Source organism: Shewanella phaeophyticola (assembly GCF_025398315.1).
Taxonomy (GTDB): domain Bacteria; phylum Pseudomonadota; class Gammaproteobacteria; order Enterobacterales; family Shewanellaceae; genus Shewanella; species Shewanella phaeophyticola.
In genome coordinates this window covers 106,524-126,717 of the sequence record NZ_JAODOQ010000001.1, presented here as the reverse complement: position 1 = coordinate 126,717, position 20,194 = coordinate 106,524, and the positions used below count along the sequence as shown (strand labels likewise).

Below are 20,194 nucleotides of genomic sequence, written 5' to 3'. Positions count from 1 at the left end.
CGGTTATCCAACAAAAAACCAGGTAGTTAACCTGGTTTTTTTATGCCCGCTTTTAACGATTAGTTTATGATTATTTCAATTGCTGGTCTAAAAACGCAGCCAACGATTTGTATAAGTGATTACGCACTTTCTCGCCGCGCATGGAATGCTTAGACCCCGGGTAATCCATCATCTGGAATAATTTCCCCTCATCTTGCAATGCTTTATAAACGCGTGTGCTGTTTTCAAACAACACATTGTCATCCGCCATGCCATGGTACATCAGCAAACCTGACTGGTAATTTTTTACGTAAGGTAAAATGCTACTGGCATCGTAACCTTGTTTATTGGTTTCAGGGTTACCCATATAACGCTCAGTATAATGGGTATCATATAAACGCCAGTCGGTAACCGGTGCTCCTGAAATAGCCGCTTTAAAATAATCTGGCGCCTTAAATTGGCTCATTAATGCCATGTAGCCGCCGTAGCTGTGACCATAAATCGCCACGTTGTCGCCATCAATAAAAGGCAGGCTGCGTAAGTAATCCACACCCACTTTTTGATCATTTACCTCGGCATCTCCCATGTTTTGATAAATCACATATTCAAACGCAGTGCCACGGTGAGTCGAGCCACGATTATCTAATTGAAATACTGCATAGCCTTGTTGCAACAAATACTGAGTAAAATAGTCTGCTTCGCTCCAGCTGTTAACCACTAACTGGGCGTGCGAACCGCCATAAACACGCACCACCACTGGGTACTTTTTATTGGCATCAAACGGCACAGGTTTAAATAAACGGTACATTAATGGCTGACCATCTTCTGCTTTTAATTGACCAAATTCAGGCATTTGCCATAAACCAGCCACATCATAAAGAGGATGTGTCTCATTGATTTCGTTTTGCTCAACCCAGGCTAATAATTTACCCGAGTCATTGTGTAAACTGATCTGTGGCGGTTGTTGCAGGCTATTAAAATAGTCTAAATATACCGGGCTTTTGTCAGCAAAAACCGCGTCATGCATACCAGCGCTTTGACTAATACGTTCGATTGACTCTACGCCTATATTCATATTAACGCGGTACAAATGGCGCTCTACCACACTGTCTTTACGGCCACTAAAATACACCCAACCGCTGGCTTCATCGACAAACTCAAGCGCATCAACTGCCCAATCTCCCTGGGTTAATTGTTTAAGCTGTTTACCCTGTAGGTCAAACAAATACAGATGGTTAAACCCATCACGCTCTGAACCCCAAATAAATGCTGACTGCTGCTTTAAAAAATGCAGGTCATCGTTGAGGTTTATCCAAGCTTGGCTGCGCTCTTCAATCACCGTCTTAGCTTGATCTGGTTGGCTCACAGCAGCAATCCGTAAGTCTACTGCTTGTTGATTACGGCTTTGCAACTGAAAAGACACATGCTTGCTGTCGGGAAGCCATTCAACACGCGGTAAATACATGTCTTTTTGTTTGCCTAAATCAATCCAATTGATACTCTTATCGTGCAAACTCACAACACCAAGGGCGATTTCAACATTGGCTTTACCGGCATAAGGATAACGTTGCTCGGTTAATTTAATGCCTTCTGCATAAATCTCATTTCGTGTCACCAGTTCAACACCTGACTCATCAATGCGAGTAAAAGCAATAGCTGACTCATCCGGCGCCCACCAATAACCGGTCATGCGATCCATTTCTTCCTGGGCAACAAACTCCGCCATGGCATTCTTAATATAGCCTTTCCCATCTGTAGTTAATGCGATCACTTTTTGAGTGTTGAGCGATAACACATATAGATTTTGATCGCGCACAAACGACACATAGCGGCCTTTAGGCGACAAACGCGCATCGGTGGCAAAGCCTTCGCCCGTGTTAAGCTCTGTGACTTTATTGCTAGCCACATCATATAAATACAATTGCCCTGCTGCAGGAATTAAAATACTTTGGCTGTTTTCAGACCAAAAATATTCCATGATCCCTTCGCCATAAATTCGCTGACGTTCACGGCGCGCTTTTTCTTCATCAGACAGTTCACCACTGGCTAGCAGATCTGCATTTATCAAGATGCTACGCTCACCCGTAGCAATGTTCATTTGCCATAAATCATAAAAATGTTGGTTATCGGCACGGCTCGATAAATAGGTCACCCGTTTACCGTCGGGTGATAATGCCAGGCCACGCGGGCTTGAACCTGCTAATGCGGGAGAGGCATGAATACGCTCAATAGTGAGTGGCGTTTTATTGCCGTTTATTGCATTTAACGGTGCGGTAGTAAGTGAAGTCATAGCACTGCCTTGGTTTGCTGCAGAAATCTGGCTAGTAAAGAGAAACGGTACGGCAGTCATTGCCGCTAAAGCATGCTGCTTCCATGTTGTTGTCATTATTATTAATCCTAGGGGCAATCAATCAGTCAACATTTTGCCTTAATTTGCAGTAAAACTAAAACCTCAGATAACAATCGCTGAAATTAGCCTCATTGTGGGGTATGATTTGCCTATAAAATGAATAACATCGACCTTAACCTCGCAAAATCTCATAGGAAAAATCATGCAGACTTTGGCCCAAACTCTTAGCGCACAAGCGGTAAATACGTCACTCACGCAATTGCTGTTCACTTTAGCAGAAACCTCAATCGCCATTAGTGGTGCCGTTCGTCACGGCGCATTAGCAGGTGTATTAGGGGCAACAGAGCAAGAAAACGTTCAAGGTGAAACCCAGAAGAAACTGGATGTGATCACAAACGACATGCTTAAAGACGCTTTAAAGGCTGACGCAACAGTGCGCGGCATCGCCTCTGAAGAAGAAGATTATGTTGTAGAAGCCAATGCACAAGGTAAGTACCTAGTAAGTTTTGATCCTTTAGATGGCTCATCTAATATCGACATTAACTCGTTAGTGGGAACCATTTTCTCAGTATTACCTGCACAAGCTGGCGAATTTAACGAACAAAGCTTTTTACAAGCTGGGCGCAAGCAAGTTGCTGCAGGTTACGTGCTTTATAGCCATCAACTATGATGGCATTAACTACCGGCCAGGGTACACAGTTTTATACCCTAGACCCAGACAGCCAAACCTTTTTGCTGACCAACGACAATGTGCAAATCACCCCTGACACGGCTGAATTTGCCATTAACATGTCTAACCAGCGCTTTTGGGAAGCGCCAATGCAAACCTATATTGCCGACTTGCTACTGGGTAAAATTTACCCGCGAGAGCAGTCTTTTAACATGCGTTGGATTGCAGCAATGGTAGGTGATGTGCATCGTGTTTTGTGTCGCGGCGGTATTTTTACCTACCCAACTGACAATAAAAACCCGGCTAAACCATTTAAATTACGCCTAATGTACGAAGCCAACCCTATGGCAATGCTCGTTGAGCAAGCTGGCGGTAAAGCCTCTACAGGTTATGAGACCATATTGGATATTCAACCGACTGAAATCCACCAGCGCGTAGCTGTGATTTTAGGCAGCGCGAATGAAGTTGATACCTGCTTAAGCTATCACGGTATTGATTACAGCGAAGAACCAGCGATTGATTAAACGGGTTGTAACGCCGCTCAATAGACCATTGAGCGGCTTTTTTTATATCATGCAAAATCACTTATTCTTTCGCTGTCACTAAGCTCTCTTCTGTCACTTGATGCTTTTTCTCGGTCTGGTCAACAATAGTCAGTACCGCGGTGTCACCCACTACGTTACAAGATGTCAGAATCATATCAATAATCCGGTCAAGTGCTGCAACAATCACAAACGCTTCTACCGGCAAGCCCATTTGATAAATTAATACCCCAATCATTACCATACCGCCACCCGGTACACCACCCGCACCAACAGAGAGCAAAAACACGCTGAATAATAGTGACGGAATTTGATCATTACTGATTGGCATACCAAACGCATTGGCCACAAAGAAAATAGCGATGGTGATGTAAATCGATACCCCACCCATGTTCATCGTAGCACCTAGTGGCACGCCAAAACCGGCAACCGCTTTACTTACACCTAGTTTATCTGTCAAGGTACGCATGGTGACAGGAATAGTGGCATTAGAGCTTGCCGTTGACAGCGAAAATAGGATTTGCTCTTGGGTTTTGTCGCGGAAGGTTTTGGCCGAAACGGGGGTAAACACACCCACAGCAATAGGGTAAACAATAAAAATCCACATCAATAATAAGGCTAAAATCAGCACTAAATATTCGACAACACTGCCAAAAATTTCAGGTTCTAAGGTGGCGCCTAATTTAAACATTAGGGCGAATACACCGTATGGCGCAAGGCTCATGACCACTGAAATTAAGCGCATCATAATTTTATTAGCAGTTTGAAAGCCTTTCACCGCACCTTCAACCGATGAGCCCATTGATTTAATGACACCGCCCATCAACAGTGCCATAAAAATCACTTGCAACATGTTGCCAGAGGTAAACGCAGAAAATGGATTGTTAGGCACTATGCTCACAATGAGTGACATTAAGTCAGGCAGCTCTGTTGCGGTAATATCGACTGAGCCACTGCTCGACATATCAACGCCTTTACCTGGCTCAAATACCATTGCCACCGTAAATGCGGCAAGAATAGCAACTAAAGTGTTAATAATGTAAAAGCCAAACGTTTTTCCACCTAAACGACCGAAGCTTTTTAAATCTTGTAACTCACATACACCACTTACAATACTGACAAATACTAAAGGCACAACTAACATCATGATCATATTAACGAACATGGTGCCAATACCGCTTGCTAAGGTGACTAATGTGCCACCAAAAAAGGCATTATCGGCAAGCGAAAATTGCACAATACTGCCGAGTAGCACACCTAAAAAAAGACCAATAAAGATCCGGGCTGAAAGTGATTTTGTCATCTGTTATTTCCCATTCGAAATGGCAACTTATGTTGCTGATTATTGTTATACCAATCCTGGTGTTTATTCTTTTCGAGCGCAGAAATACTGAGACATTGCGCACGATATTTCAATCAACTTGATAAACAAAAGCGCACACAAAAACACCAAAAATAATAGGAGATGCGAAAAAACAATAAATAACAATGCATTATGAAATTTTAAAATATTGTTATGATGGTATAACCAGTCAAAAAACTGCTTAAGAAGGGTTGAATCAGCGAGAACTACAGTAAAATTTCGCTATTAATAGTCAATACTAATGCGAGCGAGCGGCAATGCATTCGCTAACATATGCTGCTGCTTAATACTGACATGATTACGGCCAACCCACTGTGCTAACGTGAGCCATTGGGAAGTATGGCTCACAGTGTTGTGAGTAGATTGCGACATAATATTGTCAAGATAAGTTAATTGCTTATGTTGTTTATTAAAGTCGCCAACCGAATTAACTTGTTTGAGGTCAGTAACTCATTTGGCGCATCGAGCACCCATTTCGGCACTATCATGCTGTGACAATTTTCAAGCGTATTGGCAATCATCAACCCTGCGGGATCAAGGTCGGTAAAGGCGATCACATCCAAGTTAAGTGCGGCGACTAAATGTAAAAAATGCTTGCGCCCTGCTGGCGAATAATCGTGACTGCCACGATACAATACCATGCAATTGTCAATAATTGGCTGTAACTCGGGCGTGAATGTATAGGCAAATATATTGTCAAAACTGTCGAGGTTTTCGACTACGATGAGTTGAGCAATATTGAGTCGCTGACAAAGTGTAACTGCGGCATCGACCTTTAATCTTAACGAACTACTCAATATGGATAGCATATCCACTACAGGGTCAGCTGCGGCTCTAGAGAGTAGAGATTGAATAATGTTAGGTGCCAGCTTTATTAACACATGGTCGGCATCGGGGCTGATATTCGCGTATTTCTCATTAGCACTTTGCTGCGCCATTTGTTGACGAGGCACATCAAAATCGAGTTCAAGCACATCTAGTCCTGAATCTTTTAAGGCCATTTCTCTAAGTAAGTCCCAGTCCTTTGGGAGAAACTCTAAATGTTTGCCAGATGGGCTCACGCTCCCGATTTCAAACAAGGCAAAAATAGATTGCCAATTGCGTTTATAGCTCACTTTCGCCACTTGCTTAACCACCACATTGGCGATTAAATTAAGCTGCTGTTTTGAAAGTGATGCCATAACCCGTCCTTATGTAAACACACCGACTAACCTAGGCTAGCCATAACTCAACATCATGGATGATAAAATTACCGTTATACACAGGATCGGGCTTGCCTATTGGTTCTAATTCAAAGTAATTTTTATGCTCATCCGCCAAACCTTCATAACCACCTATCACTTGATAAAGCCAACTTTCAGCATCCCATTGTAATTGTTTTTCGGTTAAATAACTCAATGCGGATTGACGTAAACCAGAATCAATCACCTCACAGAAATACTCATCCACGGCAATTTTGAGTGGGTTTTCAGGGATATCAAAGTCTTCACTGTCGCCCATTTCAAAGGTAACGTTTTGCTCACGTGCAATGTGCGGTAATGCATCACGGCTAATGGCTTTAACTTGCGCAACTAAACCCATTAACTCTAGCTCATGATGTGGGTTACTCACATCGACGCTGGCTGGCGCCAACAGTGCTTCAGCACAATTAAATAAATTGGGGATCGCTTTATGACCAACATGATTATCAACTTGGTAATCTGGGTGCATGTCAGTGTGCAGTAACCAGCCTTTGAGTAACCGTGTACGGCCTTGAATTTGTCTAAAGCGGCCTAATAACTCATATAACCTACTCTGCACAATACTCAGCTCTTGAGTACATTGGCTTAGGGTTTCTTGTAGGCTGGTCATTAATAAACGGCGTAGTTCGCGGATGTCGCCAGCAATTTCACCGAGCTCACTAAACTGGAACATTTCGAGGCCATTGAGCAAGTCTGACACCTGGCTTTGCGCCAGTTCATTTTCGCGAATTTTGGCATTAATCGTCCCGACATAACCAAACTCGTTATTAATGCGGCCCATAACACCCTAATTGAATAGCGTAAGCTATCGGTAAAGCTGTAAACGTGTTCGTTTAAGTCCGCTAAATAAGCTTCTGCTGCGCTGTGATCAATATTATGACGCGCCTCTTTATAGTGATCGGCCAGGGTTTTAATGGTCGCTAAAGACGAGCCAACATTAGAGTCAATTTGACGATTACGCTCATCGCTTAAGGCCTCTTCAAGCAACGCTCTGACTGAGCGCTTTAAACGCAGCTCTTGGTCTGGCTCTGGTCGCCACAAAATGCCGCTTTTTTTGAGTTTTTCAATCACGCCTGCATCATGGGCGGTGTCGTTAATCGACCCCGCTAAATAAGCATCCATGATCACATCGGCATGCCGCCCGAGTTGTTTGAGCAGCTTTACCCCGGCCTGGTGTATGTTGCTGCTCATATTAACTCCCTTTGGGTCGCCGTTTCAGCCTGCACCTCAAGGCTTAGGCCTTCGGTTTCGTCAATAAAACGGATCACTTCATATAAGTAATCAAGCTTGCCGGTGGCGATGTAAATTTGTTTCTCGCTGTTGGGTTTAGTCAGATAACCCAGTTCAACCAAACGCTTAAACACTAGCTTAATTTGGCCATCGACATTGCTGCTGCTAGAGCCAAATAAACGGTACTGGCTAAGCTTTGTCAGTTGCTCTCTAAAGGCTGGAGTATCTTCGATTCGAGCTTGTAAATCAGTTAAGCGGATCGGTGCTCCTTCGCTTAATGGCGCATCTTGGCCGCTGGCCTCTTGCACTAACACTAACCATTCCACCAGCGGGATCAACGCCGAGCATATATCTTTAAACTGCGATGAAATCACTTTGCGCTCAGCATCGCCAAGCTGTAAATAGCCACAAAAGAACACTTCACCTTCACCTGCGCTGGCTAAAGTGCGGTTAATTTGATTTAAGTAAGTTTCTATTCGCTCGCGGGTGCTGTTGTTTTTTAGTGCGCGCCAACCATCTTCGTTAGTGACTCGACAAATAAACTCACCACGCAACAACTGTTCGATTAAGGCACTGGTTCCCACTAAGGTTGTTTCATTTGAGTCTGACATTAACTTTGCTCCTTAGCCGTTGTGGGATGAGTAGTTTCAGCATTTCGTTGTGACAATCGCTCTGCAAGAGGGTTAGTTTTAGGTTTAACCACCTGCAGTTTTTTGGTTTGTTTGTTAATAATGTAGCGATTAGCAAATAAGTTAAGCACTTCAGATTCTGGGTTCGGGAATGCCCCTAACACGCTGATGTTATTATTTTCACAGGCATCAAAAATCTTCTTCACGTTGGTGTGATGTAGAGTGCCGAGCTCATCAATAGGCCAATGAATGGTCACATGGGCTTTACCGCGTAATAAACGGGTAAATGCCAACAAGAACTTACATAAAATCAGGTATGCCATACCGTGGCTAGAGGATTCATTTAGCTGGCGATCGGTACGGATGATCAAATCACTATTGCCCTCTTTTAAGCGCAATTCAATTTCCAATAGTTTGGCAATGCCACCGGTTAATGCCGCGCGGCCAATAATATCTAGGGCGCGACGCATTGAACTAGTGTAGTGCTCATCGGGTAGCTTGCTAAAGCCGTCGGCTTTCCAGGCTTTAAAGGCTTTTACAAACACTTCAAGCTCAGGCCAAAACTCGAGTTCACTGATACGCGAGCGAATGCGTACAGCAGATTCAGAAACCCCATCGAGGAACAATTCTTCACCCACTTCACGAGTAATGCGCGCACTTTGGCTGGCAATGCGGCGGTCGATGTCGGTTAATACGTCGTAAAACGCAGTTAAGTCGATACCAAAAATACGCCCTTGCTCGCGGATCGCCATTAGCGATTGCGGCACCATCACATTGAGTAACTGCTCAAGCTGTGGCACTAATTTACGGTAGTCGAGTAGGCGAATACCTTTGTCATTAACAAAGCTAGACTCGTCACGCGCGCGCTCCCAGAACTCGGCCAAACTTGAGCCCGATTTACTGGCAATAACAGAGTCGAAATGCTCAACATATTGCTTCACCGAGCCCATTAAATAATCACGCTTTAGCAATAAGTCTTCGCCTTGGCGCAGGCGCTCGCCAATGCTGCCGATGGCTTCGTCGTTATTGGCAGGTAACTTCAGCTCGGCCAACTTACGCATTACCGCGCGCAGCTTAGTGAGGTTTTCAGATGCTTCAACCTGTGCTGCATCACAAGCTTTTCGATCGGTTTCTAGGCTAGTACGTCGCTGTTTAATTTCAGCGGTTTTGGCTTTTAATTGCTGTTCAAACTCAAGCGCAGCCCGTTTAACGTCTGCCAGCTGTGCTTGCAATTTAGGCTTACGCGCTAACCAGGTATGCTGATACCAATCGTCATAACGTAACACGTCGCTACGACGTTGTTCTGCCTGACTTATTTTTGCCTCAAGTTCACGAATTTGCTTTTTAAGCGCTAAAATAGTGCCTTCGTCGACACCACGTGATTTCAGTTCATTTTTGTACCAAGTTTCACAGGCTTTTTGCTCTGTTTTGGCATTAGCACGACGCTGTTCAATATTGGCTTTAATTTGCCCAAGTTGATTGTCGATAGCGCCCACAACTTCTTGCCAGTAAGCATTTTTGTCCATGCGTGCTTCTAACGCCTGATCTTTTTGCTCGGCTAGCCATTCAAGGTGCTGGTTATGCAGCTGCTTTAATTCGTTGTCAAGTTGCACTAAGCGCTTGCCAGATTCGGTTTTGCGATCGGCTACGGCTTGATTGATCTTTTGTTGCTCGCTGCGCTTTTCATCAAAGAGTCGGCGTAAATCTTCTCGGCTATTTTTATAGGCAGTACGGGCGAAGGTTAACTCACGGGTTATGGCATCCAGCGCACTGTTCATGACCACCAGCTGATCTTCCGCTTCGGCATGTATTTCTTGGGCGCTTTGCAGTGCTTCTTCGGCTTTAGCAAAACGGATACGCAAATCTTGCTCTGTGGCCGCGTATTCAGGCACGTCAATGGCGTTAAGGTCTAAGTGTACCCCAAATAAACTGTCGCTACTGTCTTTGGTTAGGCTTGGATGTAAATCACTGCGATGTAACAACTCTGGCGCAATAACCTTACCAAATGATTGCTCCCAACCTTGGGCTTCTTTGCGCAAAAATTCCAACAGCGTATGCGACTGCGGGAACAGCATATGATGCAATTCTTCTTTGGCATTTTCGCGCTCACTCACGCGAATGCTAGCAATGCGCAGTGCTTCGTTAGCTTGGTCTCGCTTAGCGCGCTGCTTACGTTCTTCGGTGGTTAAACGCTCAACTTTGGCATTACAGGTTTCTTGCTCTTCGTCGGCAAGGCTGATGCGCTCATCAAAAATAGCCAAGCGCATCTTTTCATCTTCAGTGTACGTCACGCCATCAACTTGATGCTTAAGCTCTGCAGCCTGCAATTTAAGTTGATATTCTTGTTCACTAAACTTGGCTTTACCCGCGTCAGTTTGCTCGCGCCATTGTTGCTCTAATTTAGCTAAATCGTCACTGGCTAGCTCACGCTGTTTATCACGGGCTTCACGTTGAGTGTCTTGTTCGGTATGTAGCGACTCAAGCTCACGGTGAAGTTGCTCGGCAATTTTACTGCGACGAGCATTAAAAGCAGCTTCAATATCTTGGTGTTTTTCAGTTTGTAACTTATGGCGCTCTTGTAAGTTTTCAACGTCACTGCGCCAACTAGGTAGATTATCTAGATCGGCTTTAGCTTGCTCAATGTCGGCATCTAAAAAAGCAGCGTGCTGATCTTCAATCGCATCTAACTCATATTCAAACTTGCCGACATCACCTTTAGCGGCTGACAACTCTTGGTTGAGCTCATCACGGACATCTTTCCACTCGTCGTCGAGTAAACGCAGTTTAAGATTAAGTTCTTTGCCTAAGGTTTGATTACGGTCTTGACGATCTGCTTCAAGGGTTTCATCGTCACGGTAACCGCGCGATAAACTGGCTAAACGTAATTCGGCGCTCAGTAGTTGGTTAAATTCTTGCTCAAGCTTGTCATATTCTGGACGAATTTGCTCAAAACCTTGTACTAACTGACTCTCACGTATCCAGGTTTCGACCCGCTGCGGATTAAGGCGTGAAGTGGGTGGATTCACCCCGTCTTCTTCTAAAATGGCGGCGATCATGGATTTGACCGTTTCCATTTTACCTTCTTTTGAATGCACTGCTTTAGCCAGCTTTTCAATATGGCGCAGGCTGTGTTCGCCATCGCATAACGAGAACTGTCGAGCATAAGTACGCAGCTCGTTTCGGTTACTGCCAGTATTAAGTAAACTGCGATCGTTTTGAATAATGGCACGGAACTCGCGAGTATTAAGTAAGTTAGTGTGCGCGATGCCTTCACGTTTAACTTCACGGCCAAGTTCAGCCATCGAGTGGCAAATGATGGTATCGCCATTGCGGGATTTAATGTAATCCTCAAGCTCAAAACCGCGGGCAATAAAGCGATAATTAACCCCTTTACCGTCGCCAGCTGACGCTAATACTGCTTGATATAGTAAGCCATCATCTTTTTGGTATTCATAAATAATGTAGCTAGAATCGTGCGGTAAATACCAACGTTCAAAGCTGTCACGGGTTGACGGCACCACACGACTTGGGTATTCACCATAAAATACCGGCACTAGTCGCTGTAGAGTCGTTTTACCTGACGCGTTAGTACCACAAATGTTGGTGTGGCCTTTTAATAGCAATTCAACAACACCTGGCAGGTGAGTATTAATTAATACGATTCTAATCAAGCTTGGCATGATAATCCTTTTCCAAACAGCTCACATTACAGTGAAAAATAAGCGAAATTGTGCTGAGCAACCGAGTCTGTTGATTAAAGTAAAACAAACACAGTCTTGAGGCAATTTTCAGCTAAAAAATTGCCTTGATAATACGCTATTTCATTAACAAGTGACGCTTAACATGACAACTATTAAGTGCAATTGCTGTGATAGTACTCAATTCGCACGTGAGAAAACAAAGATTGGCTAAATAGAATGGTATAAATGTACAAAAATGCCGCTCATTGATATGAGCGGCATTGATAATAACAACTGTTATATGAGGTGATTAAGCTGCTTTTACATCTGTTTCTTCTGAGTGTCGGATTAAGTAATCAAACGCACCAAGCGATGCTGTTGCGCCGCTGCCCATGGCAATAATAATTTGCTTATATGGTGTGTGGGTCACATCACCAGCAGCAAACACACCTGGAATAGATGTTTGACCGCGCTCATCAACGATAATCTCGCCGCGAGGTGTCATATCAACCACACCTTTTAACCATTCAGTGTTTGGCACTAAGCCAATTTGCACAAAGATACCGGCTAAGATAACTTCTTTACTTTCGCCGCTAGCACGGTCGGTATAAATCAAGCTGCTAACGCGAGTACCATCGCCTTTGACTTCGGTAGTTTGCGCTTGAGTAATAATTGTAATATTACCCATTGATTTAGCTTTACGTTGTAACACTTCATCTGCACGTAACTTGCTGTCAAACTCAAGCACAGTAACATGTTCAACAATGTTAGCTAGGTCAATCGCGGCTTCAATACCTGAGTTACCACCACCAATAACGGCAACACGCTTGCCTTTAAATAACGAAGCCATCACAATGTGGGCAATATGCCACGCCTTTACCGCGGTACTCTTGCTCACCAGGTACGTTCATTTCTCTCCAACGTGCGCCTGTGGCCAACAATACGGTTTTACTGCTTAAGGTTGCGCCGCTTTCTAGCGTCACATCAAATAGGCCATTTTTAGCGAGGCTTAATGCGCGTTGATTCGCCATAATATCGACGTCATAGTCTTTAACATGCGCTTCTAAATTGGCAACCAGTTTTGGCACTTCGGTTTTAGACACAGAGATAAAGTTTTCAATACCGACGGTTTCAGCCACTTGGCCACCAAACTTATCGGCAACAATACCTGTGTTTAAGCCTTTACGAGCAGAATAAATCGCGGCAGCTGCACCCGCAGAGCCACCACCGACAACCAACATATCAAATGTTGATTTTTGGTTTAATTGCTCGGCTTGTCTGCCGGCTGCATTTTTATCTAATTTATTCAGTACTTCAACAACACTAATGGCACCGACAGAGAAAGCTTCGCCGTTTAAAAATACTGATGGTACTGACATGATATTGCGATCGGTCACTTCTTCTTGGAACAGTGCACCGTCGATCATCACGTTAGTAATATTTGGGTTAATTGCCGCCATCATGTTCAGTGCCTGAATCACTTCTGGACAGGTTTGGCAACTTAATGACACATACGTTTCAAAATGAAATTCACCAGGTAACTGACGAATTTGCTCAATGACTTGCTCATCCAATTTAATTGGGTGACCGCCACTGTGTAATAACGCTAATACAAGTGAGGTAAATTCGTGACCCATTGGTAAGCCAGCAAACGTAATGTTTGTGCCATTTTGTGGGTTAATTACACTCATACTGGGTGTACGTTTACCCTGTTGATATGTCACCGACACCAAGTCAGATGAATCAACAATATCTTGCGCCAAGCTGCTTAATTCTTTGGCTTTGTTTGAGTCATCCGCAGACACGACAAGTTCAACTGGGCGCTTGAGGTTTTGCAGATAGGTTTTCAGTTGATTTTTAACATTCGCGTCTAACATAACAACTCCTAAAAAAAGGGAAATAATGGAAAAGTGGAGAGTGTTAGTCGGTGCCGGGGGAACACCGACTAACTGGAGATGAAATTACTAACCTAAGGGTGAACTTAGCGGTTAGATTTTACCTACTAGGTCAATTGAAGGTGCTAATGTTTCTTCACCTGGCTGCCATTTAGCTGGACATACTTCGCCATCGTGAGTTGCAACATATTGTGCAGCTTGAATTTTACGAACTAGTTCTGAAGCGCTACGACCAATACCTAGGTCGTGAATTTCAGCCACTTTAACTTCGCCTTCTGGGTTCATCACGAAAGTACCACGTAGTGCTAAACCGTCTTCTTCAATCATCACACCGAAGTTACGAGTGATTGCGCCAGTTGGGTCACCAATCATTGGGTAAGTGATTTTACCGATGGTGTCAGAGCTTGCATGCCATGCTTTGTGAGTGAAGTGAGTGTCAGTTGATACTGAGTAAACTTCTACGCCCATAGCTTGTAGCTTTTCGTAATGGTCAGCCATGTCACCTAATTCAGTAGGACATACGAAAGTAAAATCAGCTGGGTAGAAAAAGACAACAGACCATTTACCTAGTAAATCTTGTTCGGTAACGTCTACGAATGCACCGTTGTGAAATGCAGTTGCTTTGAATGGCTTGATAGTGCTGTTGATGATAGATTGTGTCATGTCATACTCCATTAGATTAAGATTCATATTAACCCGACAACCTTGTGGTGTCGGAGATGATGAACAAGCTGCTCGTCATCTGATGTGAATCATAATAGCGATGGAGACCGATTAAGTATAACGGATAAAAACTATCACCTTAATCGGTTTTTTATATTGAACTTATTATTAATCGATAAAACCACATAGCATTCTTTTTTGTAAACACACTTTATTGCCATGAATCAAAGCGGGTTAATACTCGGCTAATATTAGTATCAAGCTTTTGCGATAAGTTTTGTAATGCTTGTTTATTATTAGATCCTGTAAAGTTACCACAGCCATTAGTGGCATAGACCACCCAGTTGCCACCACCGGTTAAACAAGCGTATACCTGGGTAAAGTGGCTATAAAGCGTGTCGCGTAAGTGTGTATCACGGCTATGCTCTTTCCAGCAATTAAGCACTAAAAAACCATCTGCTTTTAATAACTGTTTACTTTGCTTAATAAATAAGTCCGTTAACTGCTGCTTATCAACACCTTTGTTACTGTAAATATCGGCAAAAATCACATCCACTTTTTTATGTTCACCATCAGCCAAAAACACGTTGGCGTCTTGGTTGAGCAACGTAAGCTTTTTACTCAAAGGTAACTGAAAAAAGCGTTTGGCCACTTCAATGACTCTTTCGCGTAATTCTACTGCGGTAATTTTAATCGCGGCATCAACATGACGAAGCGAGTGAACTAAGGCACCGCCCCCTAACCCTAAAATAATCACGCTTTTAGGTTGCGTGAATAACAACACAGACAACATCGCTTGCACATAAGTGTGTTGCGGTATGTAAGGCTGCGTTTTATCCAGTTTACTTTGTTCGTCATTGTCACCAAAAGATAACACGCGATAATCGCCATCATCGAGCACACAAAAATCACCAAAACTATCACTGTCGACATGCAATACTTTATAATCGGACATACTTTACTCTATGGCAGGTTTGGCTAATGGGTTTCGCCAGCAACAAAGCCATATTGTACCCTAGGTTAATGCCACAAGTCCGTGGCTTATGGCCATTAATAAGCGTGAATTTTTCTAGCAGGAAACCGACATGTTTAATCCGTTGTTGATATGTATTGTGTATTTGGCTGTATTTACCTTTGCTCAGCGTCAGGTGAGCCATTGGATCCGCCAGCAAGCTAAGAAAAAACAAGTTAATGAAGTGCGCAGCAGAATGGTGACCCGATTAATATCCTACTTTATGTTTTTTGTTACCTTGTCGGTTATGGCCGTGTCGCTAGGTTTAGGCTATCAGGAAGTGTCTCTTTTTGTGTCGTCAGCGTTTGCTGTACTAGGCGTGGCGTTATTTGCGCAGTGGTCTATTTTGAGCAACATTACCGCTGGCGTGCTGATATTTTTTGTTTTCCCTTATCGTATTGGCGATCGTATTCGTATTGTTGAAAAAGATGAAGACATGTCAGGGGTGATTGTCGAAATTTCGCTGTTTCATATTTTACTTAAACGCGAGTCCGGTGATGTGATGACTTACCCGAACAGTTTGTTATTGCAAAAAGGGGTGGTCAAGCTTCCTAATAATCAAGTGGCAACCAAAAAAGCCACCACTCGTAGAGCGATCCCAAAGCGTCAATAACGCTTTTACCCACATAAATCAAAAAAGGCGCTAATGCGCCTTTTTAATGCCTACCCCAGCCATTGATGCTAGTTCAGCACGCGCTGAAAAAACGCCACCGACTGCAAATACATTTGCAACGCTATTGCGGCATCATAACGCTCGCCTTCATCGCGCATAAAAGCGTGCTGAGCATTCACTTCGAGCCAGGTAAAATTAGCATTAACTTGCTCAAGCTGCTGGTAAATAAGCTTACGGCCTTCTTTACTCACGTGCGGGTCTTGTTTGCCAAACACCATCACTAACTCACCTTTAATATCGCCTGAACGGGTCAGTGAGTCATTACCGGCTTGGCAAGGCAAAGTATTAGAATGAATGTCGGTCGGGTATAAACAAAAAGCACCGCTGATGTCAGGGTTTAAAGCTGCGCGGTAAGCTAGATGGCCGCCAATACACACGCCCATTGCACCCACTTTATCTGAGCAAAATGACTGTGAGCGGGCAAAGTCGACTAATGCTTGAGTGTCAGTGTCATGCTGCTCTAGTGGTTTAGCCCATTTGTCGGCATTGCCTTTATTTTTACCTGCTTCGTCATAGGCGAGTACGGTACCGATTGGGTTTAACTCATGAAACACTTCAGGCACAAGCACCACAAAACCATGACCGGCAAGAATAGCCGCTGAGCGAGCTATGGGTGCCGTTTGCTGAAATATTTCCGAATAAAAAATAATCGTCGCAAACTGACCTTTGCAATCAGGGCGATACAATGTAGTACGCATGACGCCTGTAGGCGTTGCAATGTCGTGAACTTCAGTTTTAGTAATCATATTGTCCCCATTCCATTGTCATGCTGGTGATGAATGTTAGCCGTTAGCAATACTAAAACAACTCATTGTCACACACTTCGCCAGACATTAATTGAGTGACGTTCATTAACGTAGTCGATGCGATAGCATTGAGTGCTTCGTCAGTTAAAAACGCTTGGTGTCCAGTAAAGATTACATTATGACATGCTGATAAACGGCGAAACACATCATCTTGAATAATCTCACTCGATTTATCTTCAAAGAACAGTCCTTTTTCGTTTTCGTAAACATCTAAACCTAACGAACCAATATGACCATCTTTCAATGCTTCCATCGCATCAAATGCATTTAATAATCCGCCACGGCTGGTGTTAATCACCATTACGCCTGGTTTCATTTTCTTAAAGCTCGTTTGATTAAGTAAATGGTGGTTATCTTGAGTCAATGGGCAGTGCAAACTGATGATGTCACATTGAGGATATAAAGCGTCTAGGTCAACGTATTCGACGCCAAGATCAGTGACCGCCTGGTTTGGATAAGGGTCATAGGCAATCACTTTACAGCCAAAACCCAGTAAAATTTTGATCGTTGCCACACCAATTTTACCGGTACCAATCACCCCAACCGTTTTGCCAAACATGTTAAAACCCACTAAGCCAGACAAGGCAAAGTTTGCATCACGAGTGCGCTGGTATGCCTTATGGATTTTGCGATTTAAGGTTAACATTAATGCGACTGAGTGCTCTGCCACTGACTCAGGTGAGTAAGCTGGTACGTTGACCACTTTCATGCCTAAACGCTCGGCAGCAATAAGGTCAACATTGTTGAACCCAGCACAGCGCATGGCAATAATTTTAGTTCCACCTTGAGCAAGCTCAACTAACACTTCTTCACATAATGAGTCATTAACAAACGCGCAAACCACTTCATAACCTTCTGCTAGTTTGACGTTTTGCATACATAGGCGGTAATCAAAGTATTCAATATCAACATTAAATTGCTGATTAGTACGATTGAAATGAACAATGTCGTAAGGCTTTGCGCTAAAAAATCCGATTCTCATAAGTATCCAAATTACCCGTGGTAGATGGTGGGGATGAGTCTGTGCCTCCCCCTAAAAGATAGGTTAATTGTATGTGAATCCACCGTTGTTGTCGTTAATATCACATTGGATAAACATCAAATTGTGATCCAGTTTACGCTGTAAAAACAACCTCGAAAGATCTACAGGCTCTAATTAACTCTTCATAATCCTGTTGTAATCGCTTTATTTAACTCACATTATCGATTGATCTGGCTATCGATAACAGCGTATCGGTGGCATCAAACACTATGGGCAGTCATTTTTTATACTGATAATTAAATTTTGTTGTGTGTGAAACAAACCACAAATTGGCGAGCTAATCACTGTTTACATTAGCATTACTTGTTAGTATTAAAGTGTTGTTAAACGAAGACAGTCACTTATGAAGAATAAAGATAAAATGCCGGTATCTGAAGGGCGATTTTGGGTAGAACGGATCAGTAAAACATCCCTTAGGGCGATTCATATTATCGGCGTCGTTGGCAGCGGCGGTGGGATTATGTTTGATCTCGATTTATCACTGTGGTTTAACTACTGGCTCGCCGCCGTTTGCTCTGGAGTGTTACTGATGAGCTGGGAAATCATACGCGATTGGCGTTGGCTTATTCAATTAAAAGGGGTGTTAACGTTATTAAAGGTTGTACTGCTTGGCTTTTTTATTCAAATAAGTCAGTGTAAATCTGAATTAGTCATCTTTATTATTCTATTATCTGTTATTGTATCTCATGATTCTGCGGGATTGCGCCATTACTCAATCGTGCATCGCAAAGTAATCCAGAGTCGCAAAGAAATTAAAGGTTAACAAAAAGGACATGGGATGTTCCCTTACCCAGAACAATATCGCATCGCACTCCCTCCCCTCACGACGGGGTTTATGGTTATTTAGGCCATTTTAAGCCATACCATTTTCGCTGATGCGAGCCCGTTTGCGTTATATCCATTATTTTTACTATTTATTGTTGTTATGGGGGCGCATTTATACCTCATCATCATGTCAAAAGGAATGCAGCGCCTCGATCAGTGCTTCTATGCTTTAGTGCATATTCCATTAGCATTTGTGGTGTGGACATTTACCATAATGCACGTAAACGGCCACGCCTTTTCTTAATCATTGTGCAACACTTGCACATCTCGGTGTCCAGCGGTATTGTTGCCGCGAATTGACCGACGAGAACCTCATAATGGCTGACTTTATTTATAATCCACCGACCACACCTTGGTTAGATATATTGCATCAAGATAAAGATATTATCGTGATCAATAAACCATCGGGATTACTGTCAGTGCCGGGTAGAGAAGCGATTTATCATGACAGTATTTACTCGCGAGTGTTGGCCGAACATCCTAATGCACAAATCGTTCATCGCCTTGATATGGCAACATCTGGTGTCATTGTTGTGGCACTGCGCCGCAATGCTGAGCGAGAACTTAAAAGGCAATTTCGCGATCGTGAAACCAGTAAAACCTATTATGCACGAGTCGCTGGTCATGTGAGCAAACAAGTCACTCAAATTGATTTACCGCTGATTTGTGACTGGCCTAATCGCCCAAAACAAAAAGTGGACCATATTCTTGGAAAACCCTCAAAGACACTCGTCGAAGTCGTCAGTTATGCTGCTAAGTCAACATTGGTAAAACTCACGCCGATTACAGGGCGTTCGCATCAGTTGCGGGTACACATGATGGCACTTGGCCACCCAATTTTAGGTGATGGTTTTTATGCCGATCCATTGGCAAAAAGTTTGTCTCCACGTTTATTGCTTCATGCGGCGGCATTAACCATTCGTCATCCGTATACACAAGCGCAAATTCACTTCGAATCACCAGCAGAGTTTATCGACCCCTCAACAAGCCAATAATCTTAAGCAATAAAGATAAACATTGTTAATTTCACTGGTAATTTTTCTGGCTATTATGCAATGAAAGACGTAAATTTATGGCCAAATAGTGATTTATTAGGTGCAATACTATGGATAGCTCATTTCAACGCGACGAATTAGACAATCAAATTCTTACAGCACTAATGGAAGATGCACGCACACCATTTGCAGAGCTGGCAAAACGCTTTAATGTAAGCGCAGGTACCATTCACGTACGCGTTGAAAAAATGAAACAAGCTGGCATTATTACCGGTGCACAAATCACTGTTAACCCAAAAGCTCTGGGCTACGATGTATGTTGTTTTATTGGCATAAACCTCAAAAGTGCCGGTGACTACCCTTCGGCAATCGCCAAACTCAATGCCCTTGAAGAAGTGGTTGAAGCATATTACACCACCGGAAATTACTCTGTTTTTGTAAAGGTAATGTGCCAATCTATCGATGGCTTACAACATGTGCTTATTAATCGCATTCAATCGATTGATGAAATCCAATCAACTGAAACCTTAATTAGCCTACAAAACCCTATTGTTAGGGCTGTAAAGCCTTAACATGCAATAGCCTCCTCCATTAGTATG

The 20,194-nt window shown here is 43.3% G+C and carries 13 protein-coding genes and 5 pseudogenes; 6 read left to right on the top strand and 12 right to left on the bottom strand.

Features of this window, described 5'->3' with window-relative positions; genetic code table 11:
* Nucleotides 1-70: 70 nt before the first annotated feature.
* Nucleotides 71-2,365, bottom strand: a complete 2,295-nt coding sequence (locus tag N4T56_RS00625; protein WP_261731867.1) for a S9 family peptidase — start codon at nucleotides 2,363-2,365, stop codon at nucleotides 71-73.
* Nucleotides 2,366-2,531: 166 nt separating this feature from the next.
* Here N4T56_RS00625 and N4T56_RS00620 point away from each other — a divergent pair.
* A pseudogene (locus N4T56_RS00620) lies at nucleotides 2,532-3,523 on the top strand (class 1 fructose-bisphosphatase).
* A gap of 61 nt (nucleotides 3,524-3,584) precedes the next feature.
* On the opposite strand, the gene N4T56_RS00615 reads toward N4T56_RS00620, so the two are convergent.
* The 9 genes and pseudogenes from N4T56_RS00615 to N4T56_RS00575 all read right to left on the bottom strand — a co-directional run bounded on the left by N4T56_RS00615 (nucleotide 3,585) and on the right by N4T56_RS00575 (nucleotide 15,197).
* Nucleotides 3,585-4,844, bottom strand: coding sequence for a dicarboxylate/amino acid:cation symporter (locus N4T56_RS00615; protein WP_261731866.1), 1,260 nt, complete (start codon nucleotides 4,842-4,844; stop codon nucleotides 3,585-3,587).
* A gap of 285 nt (nucleotides 4,845-5,129) precedes the next feature.
* A pseudogene (locus tag N4T56_RS00610) lies at nucleotides 5,130-5,291 on the bottom strand (hypothetical protein); the annotation flags it as partial.
* 2 nt (nucleotides 5,292-5,293) lie between these two features.
* Entirely contained in the window at nucleotides 5,294-6,085 is a 792-nt protein-coding gene (locus N4T56_RS00605; protein WP_261731864.1) for a DUF7281 domain-containing protein, read from the bottom strand.
* Between the two features lie 31 nt (nucleotides 6,086-6,116).
* A pseudogene (locus N4T56_RS00600) lies at nucleotides 6,117-7,336 on the bottom strand (phosphoenolpyruvate carboxylase).
* Complete coding sequence (locus N4T56_RS00595) at nucleotides 7,333-7,986, bottom strand: condensin complex protein MksE (RefSeq protein WP_261731863.1); 654 nt, start codon at nucleotides 7,984-7,986, stop codon at nucleotides 7,333-7,335. The pseudogene N4T56_RS00600 and the gene N4T56_RS00595 overlap by 4 nt, the downstream one beginning before the upstream one ends.
* Nucleotides 7,986-11,684, bottom strand: a complete 3,699-nt coding sequence (locus N4T56_RS00590; RefSeq protein ID WP_261731862.1) for an ATP-binding protein — start codon at nucleotides 11,682-11,684, stop codon at nucleotides 7,986-7,988. Before N4T56_RS00590 ends, N4T56_RS00595 begins: the two co-directional genes overlap by 1 nt.
* 310 nt (nucleotides 11,685-11,994) lie before the next feature.
* Nucleotides 11,995-13,561 (bottom strand): annotated as a pseudogene (gene ahpF, locus N4T56_RS00585) (alkyl hydroperoxide reductase subunit F).
* Between the two features lie 111 nt (nucleotides 13,562-13,672).
* On the bottom strand, nucleotides 13,673-14,242 hold the full coding sequence (gene ahpC / locus N4T56_RS00580) for an alkyl hydroperoxide reductase subunit C (protein WP_188918820.1): 570 nt from the start codon (nucleotides 14,240-14,242) through the stop codon (nucleotides 13,673-13,675).
* Nucleotides 14,243-14,453: 211 nt separating this feature from the next.
* Nucleotides 14,454-15,197, bottom strand: a complete 744-nt coding sequence (locus N4T56_RS00575) for a spermidine synthase (protein WP_261731861.1) — start codon at nucleotides 15,195-15,197, stop codon at nucleotides 14,454-14,456.
* A 130-nt stretch (nucleotides 15,198-15,327) separates the two neighbouring features.
* Between N4T56_RS00575 and N4T56_RS00570 the strand changes: the two genes are divergently transcribed.
* Nucleotides 15,328-15,867: a mechanosensitive ion channel domain-containing protein gene (locus N4T56_RS00570; protein ID WP_261731860.1), complete on the top strand. Its 540-nt coding sequence runs from the start codon at nucleotides 15,328-15,330 to the stop codon at nucleotides 15,865-15,867.
* A 68-nt stretch (nucleotides 15,868-15,935) separates the two neighbouring features.
* On the opposite strand, the gene N4T56_RS00565 is transcribed toward N4T56_RS00570, so the two are convergent.
* On the bottom strand, nucleotides 15,936-16,673 hold the full coding sequence (locus N4T56_RS00565; protein WP_261731859.1) for a dienelactone hydrolase family protein: 738 nt from the start codon (nucleotides 16,671-16,673) through the stop codon (nucleotides 15,936-15,938).
* Nucleotides 16,674-16,725: 52 nt separating this feature from the next.
* Nucleotides 16,726-17,715 (bottom strand): 2-hydroxyacid dehydrogenase, encoded by a 990-nt coding sequence (locus N4T56_RS00560; RefSeq protein WP_261731858.1) that lies wholly within the window; start codon nucleotides 17,713-17,715, stop codon nucleotides 16,726-16,728.
* A gap of 403 nt (nucleotides 17,716-18,118) precedes the next feature.
* On the opposite strand from N4T56_RS00560, the gene N4T56_RS00555 reads away from it, so the two are divergent.
* The 4 genes and pseudogenes from N4T56_RS00555 (at nucleotide 18,119) to asnC (ending at nucleotide 20,167) form a co-directional block, all read left to right on the top strand.
* The gene (locus N4T56_RS00555; RefSeq protein ID WP_261731857.1) at nucleotides 18,119-18,538 is read left to right on the top strand and encodes a hypothetical protein; all 420 of its coding nucleotides are present in this window, start codon (nucleotides 18,119-18,121) and stop codon (nucleotides 18,536-18,538) included.
* 15 nt (nucleotides 18,539-18,553) lie between these two features.
* Nucleotides 18,554-18,844, top strand: a pseudogene (locus N4T56_RS00550) (hypothetical protein).
* 73 nt (nucleotides 18,845-18,917) lie between these two features.
* Nucleotides 18,918-19,595 (top strand): bifunctional tRNA pseudouridine(32) synthase/23S rRNA pseudouridine(746) synthase RluA, encoded by a 678-nt coding sequence (rluA, locus tag N4T56_RS00545; RefSeq protein WP_261731856.1) that lies wholly within the window; start codon nucleotides 18,918-18,920, stop codon nucleotides 19,593-19,595.
* Between the two features lie 110 nt (nucleotides 19,596-19,705).
* Nucleotides 19,706-20,167, top strand: a complete 462-nt coding sequence (asnC, locus tag N4T56_RS00540) for a transcriptional regulator AsnC (RefSeq protein WP_261731855.1) — start codon at nucleotides 19,706-19,708, stop codon at nucleotides 20,165-20,167.
* The last annotated feature ends 27 nt before the right edge of the window (nucleotides 20,168-20,194 follow it).

Coding starts and splice junctions, on each gene's coding strand:
- N4T56_RS00625 (WP_261731867.1), bottom strand. CDS start 2,365: ATGACAACAACATGGAAGCAGCATGCTTTAGCGGCAATGACTGCCGTA.
- N4T56_RS00615 (WP_261731866.1), bottom strand. CDS start 4,844: ATGACAAAATCACTTTCAGCCCGGATCTTTATTGGTCTTTTTTTAGGT.
- N4T56_RS00605 (WP_261731864.1), bottom strand. CDS start 6,085: ATGGCATCACTTTCAAAACAGCAGCTTAATTTAATCGCCAATGTGGTG.
- N4T56_RS00595 (WP_261731863.1), bottom strand. CDS start 7,986: ATGTCAGACTCAAATGAAACAACCTTAGTGGGAACCAGTGCCTTAATC.
- N4T56_RS00590 (WP_261731862.1), bottom strand. CDS start 11,684: ATGCCAAGCTTGATTAGAATCGTATTAATTAATACTCACCTGCCAGGT.
- ahpC (WP_188918820.1), bottom strand. CDS start 14,242: ATGACACAATCTATCATCAACAGCACTATCAAGCCATTCAAAGCAACT.
- N4T56_RS00575 (WP_261731861.1), bottom strand. CDS start 15,197: ATGTCCGATTATAAAGTATTGCATGTCGACAGTGATAGTTTTGGTGAT.
- N4T56_RS00570 (WP_261731860.1), top strand. CDS start 15,328: ATGTTTAATCCGTTGTTGATATGTATTGTGTATTTGGCTGTATTTACC.
- N4T56_RS00565 (WP_261731859.1), bottom strand. CDS start 16,673: ATGATTACTAAAACTGAAGTTCACGACATTGCAACGCCTACAGGCGTC.
- N4T56_RS00560 (WP_261731858.1), bottom strand. CDS start 17,715: ATGAGAATCGGATTTTTTAGCGCAAAGCCTTACGACATTGTTCATTTC.
- N4T56_RS00555 (WP_261731857.1), top strand. CDS start 18,119: ATGAAGAATAAAGATAAAATGCCGGTATCTGAAGGGCGATTTTGGGTA.
- rluA (WP_261731856.1), top strand. CDS start 18,918: ATGGCTGACTTTATTTATAATCCACCGACCACACCTTGGTTAGATATA.
- asnC (WP_261731855.1), top strand. CDS start 19,706: ATGGATAGCTCATTTCAACGCGACGAATTAGACAATCAAATTCTTACA.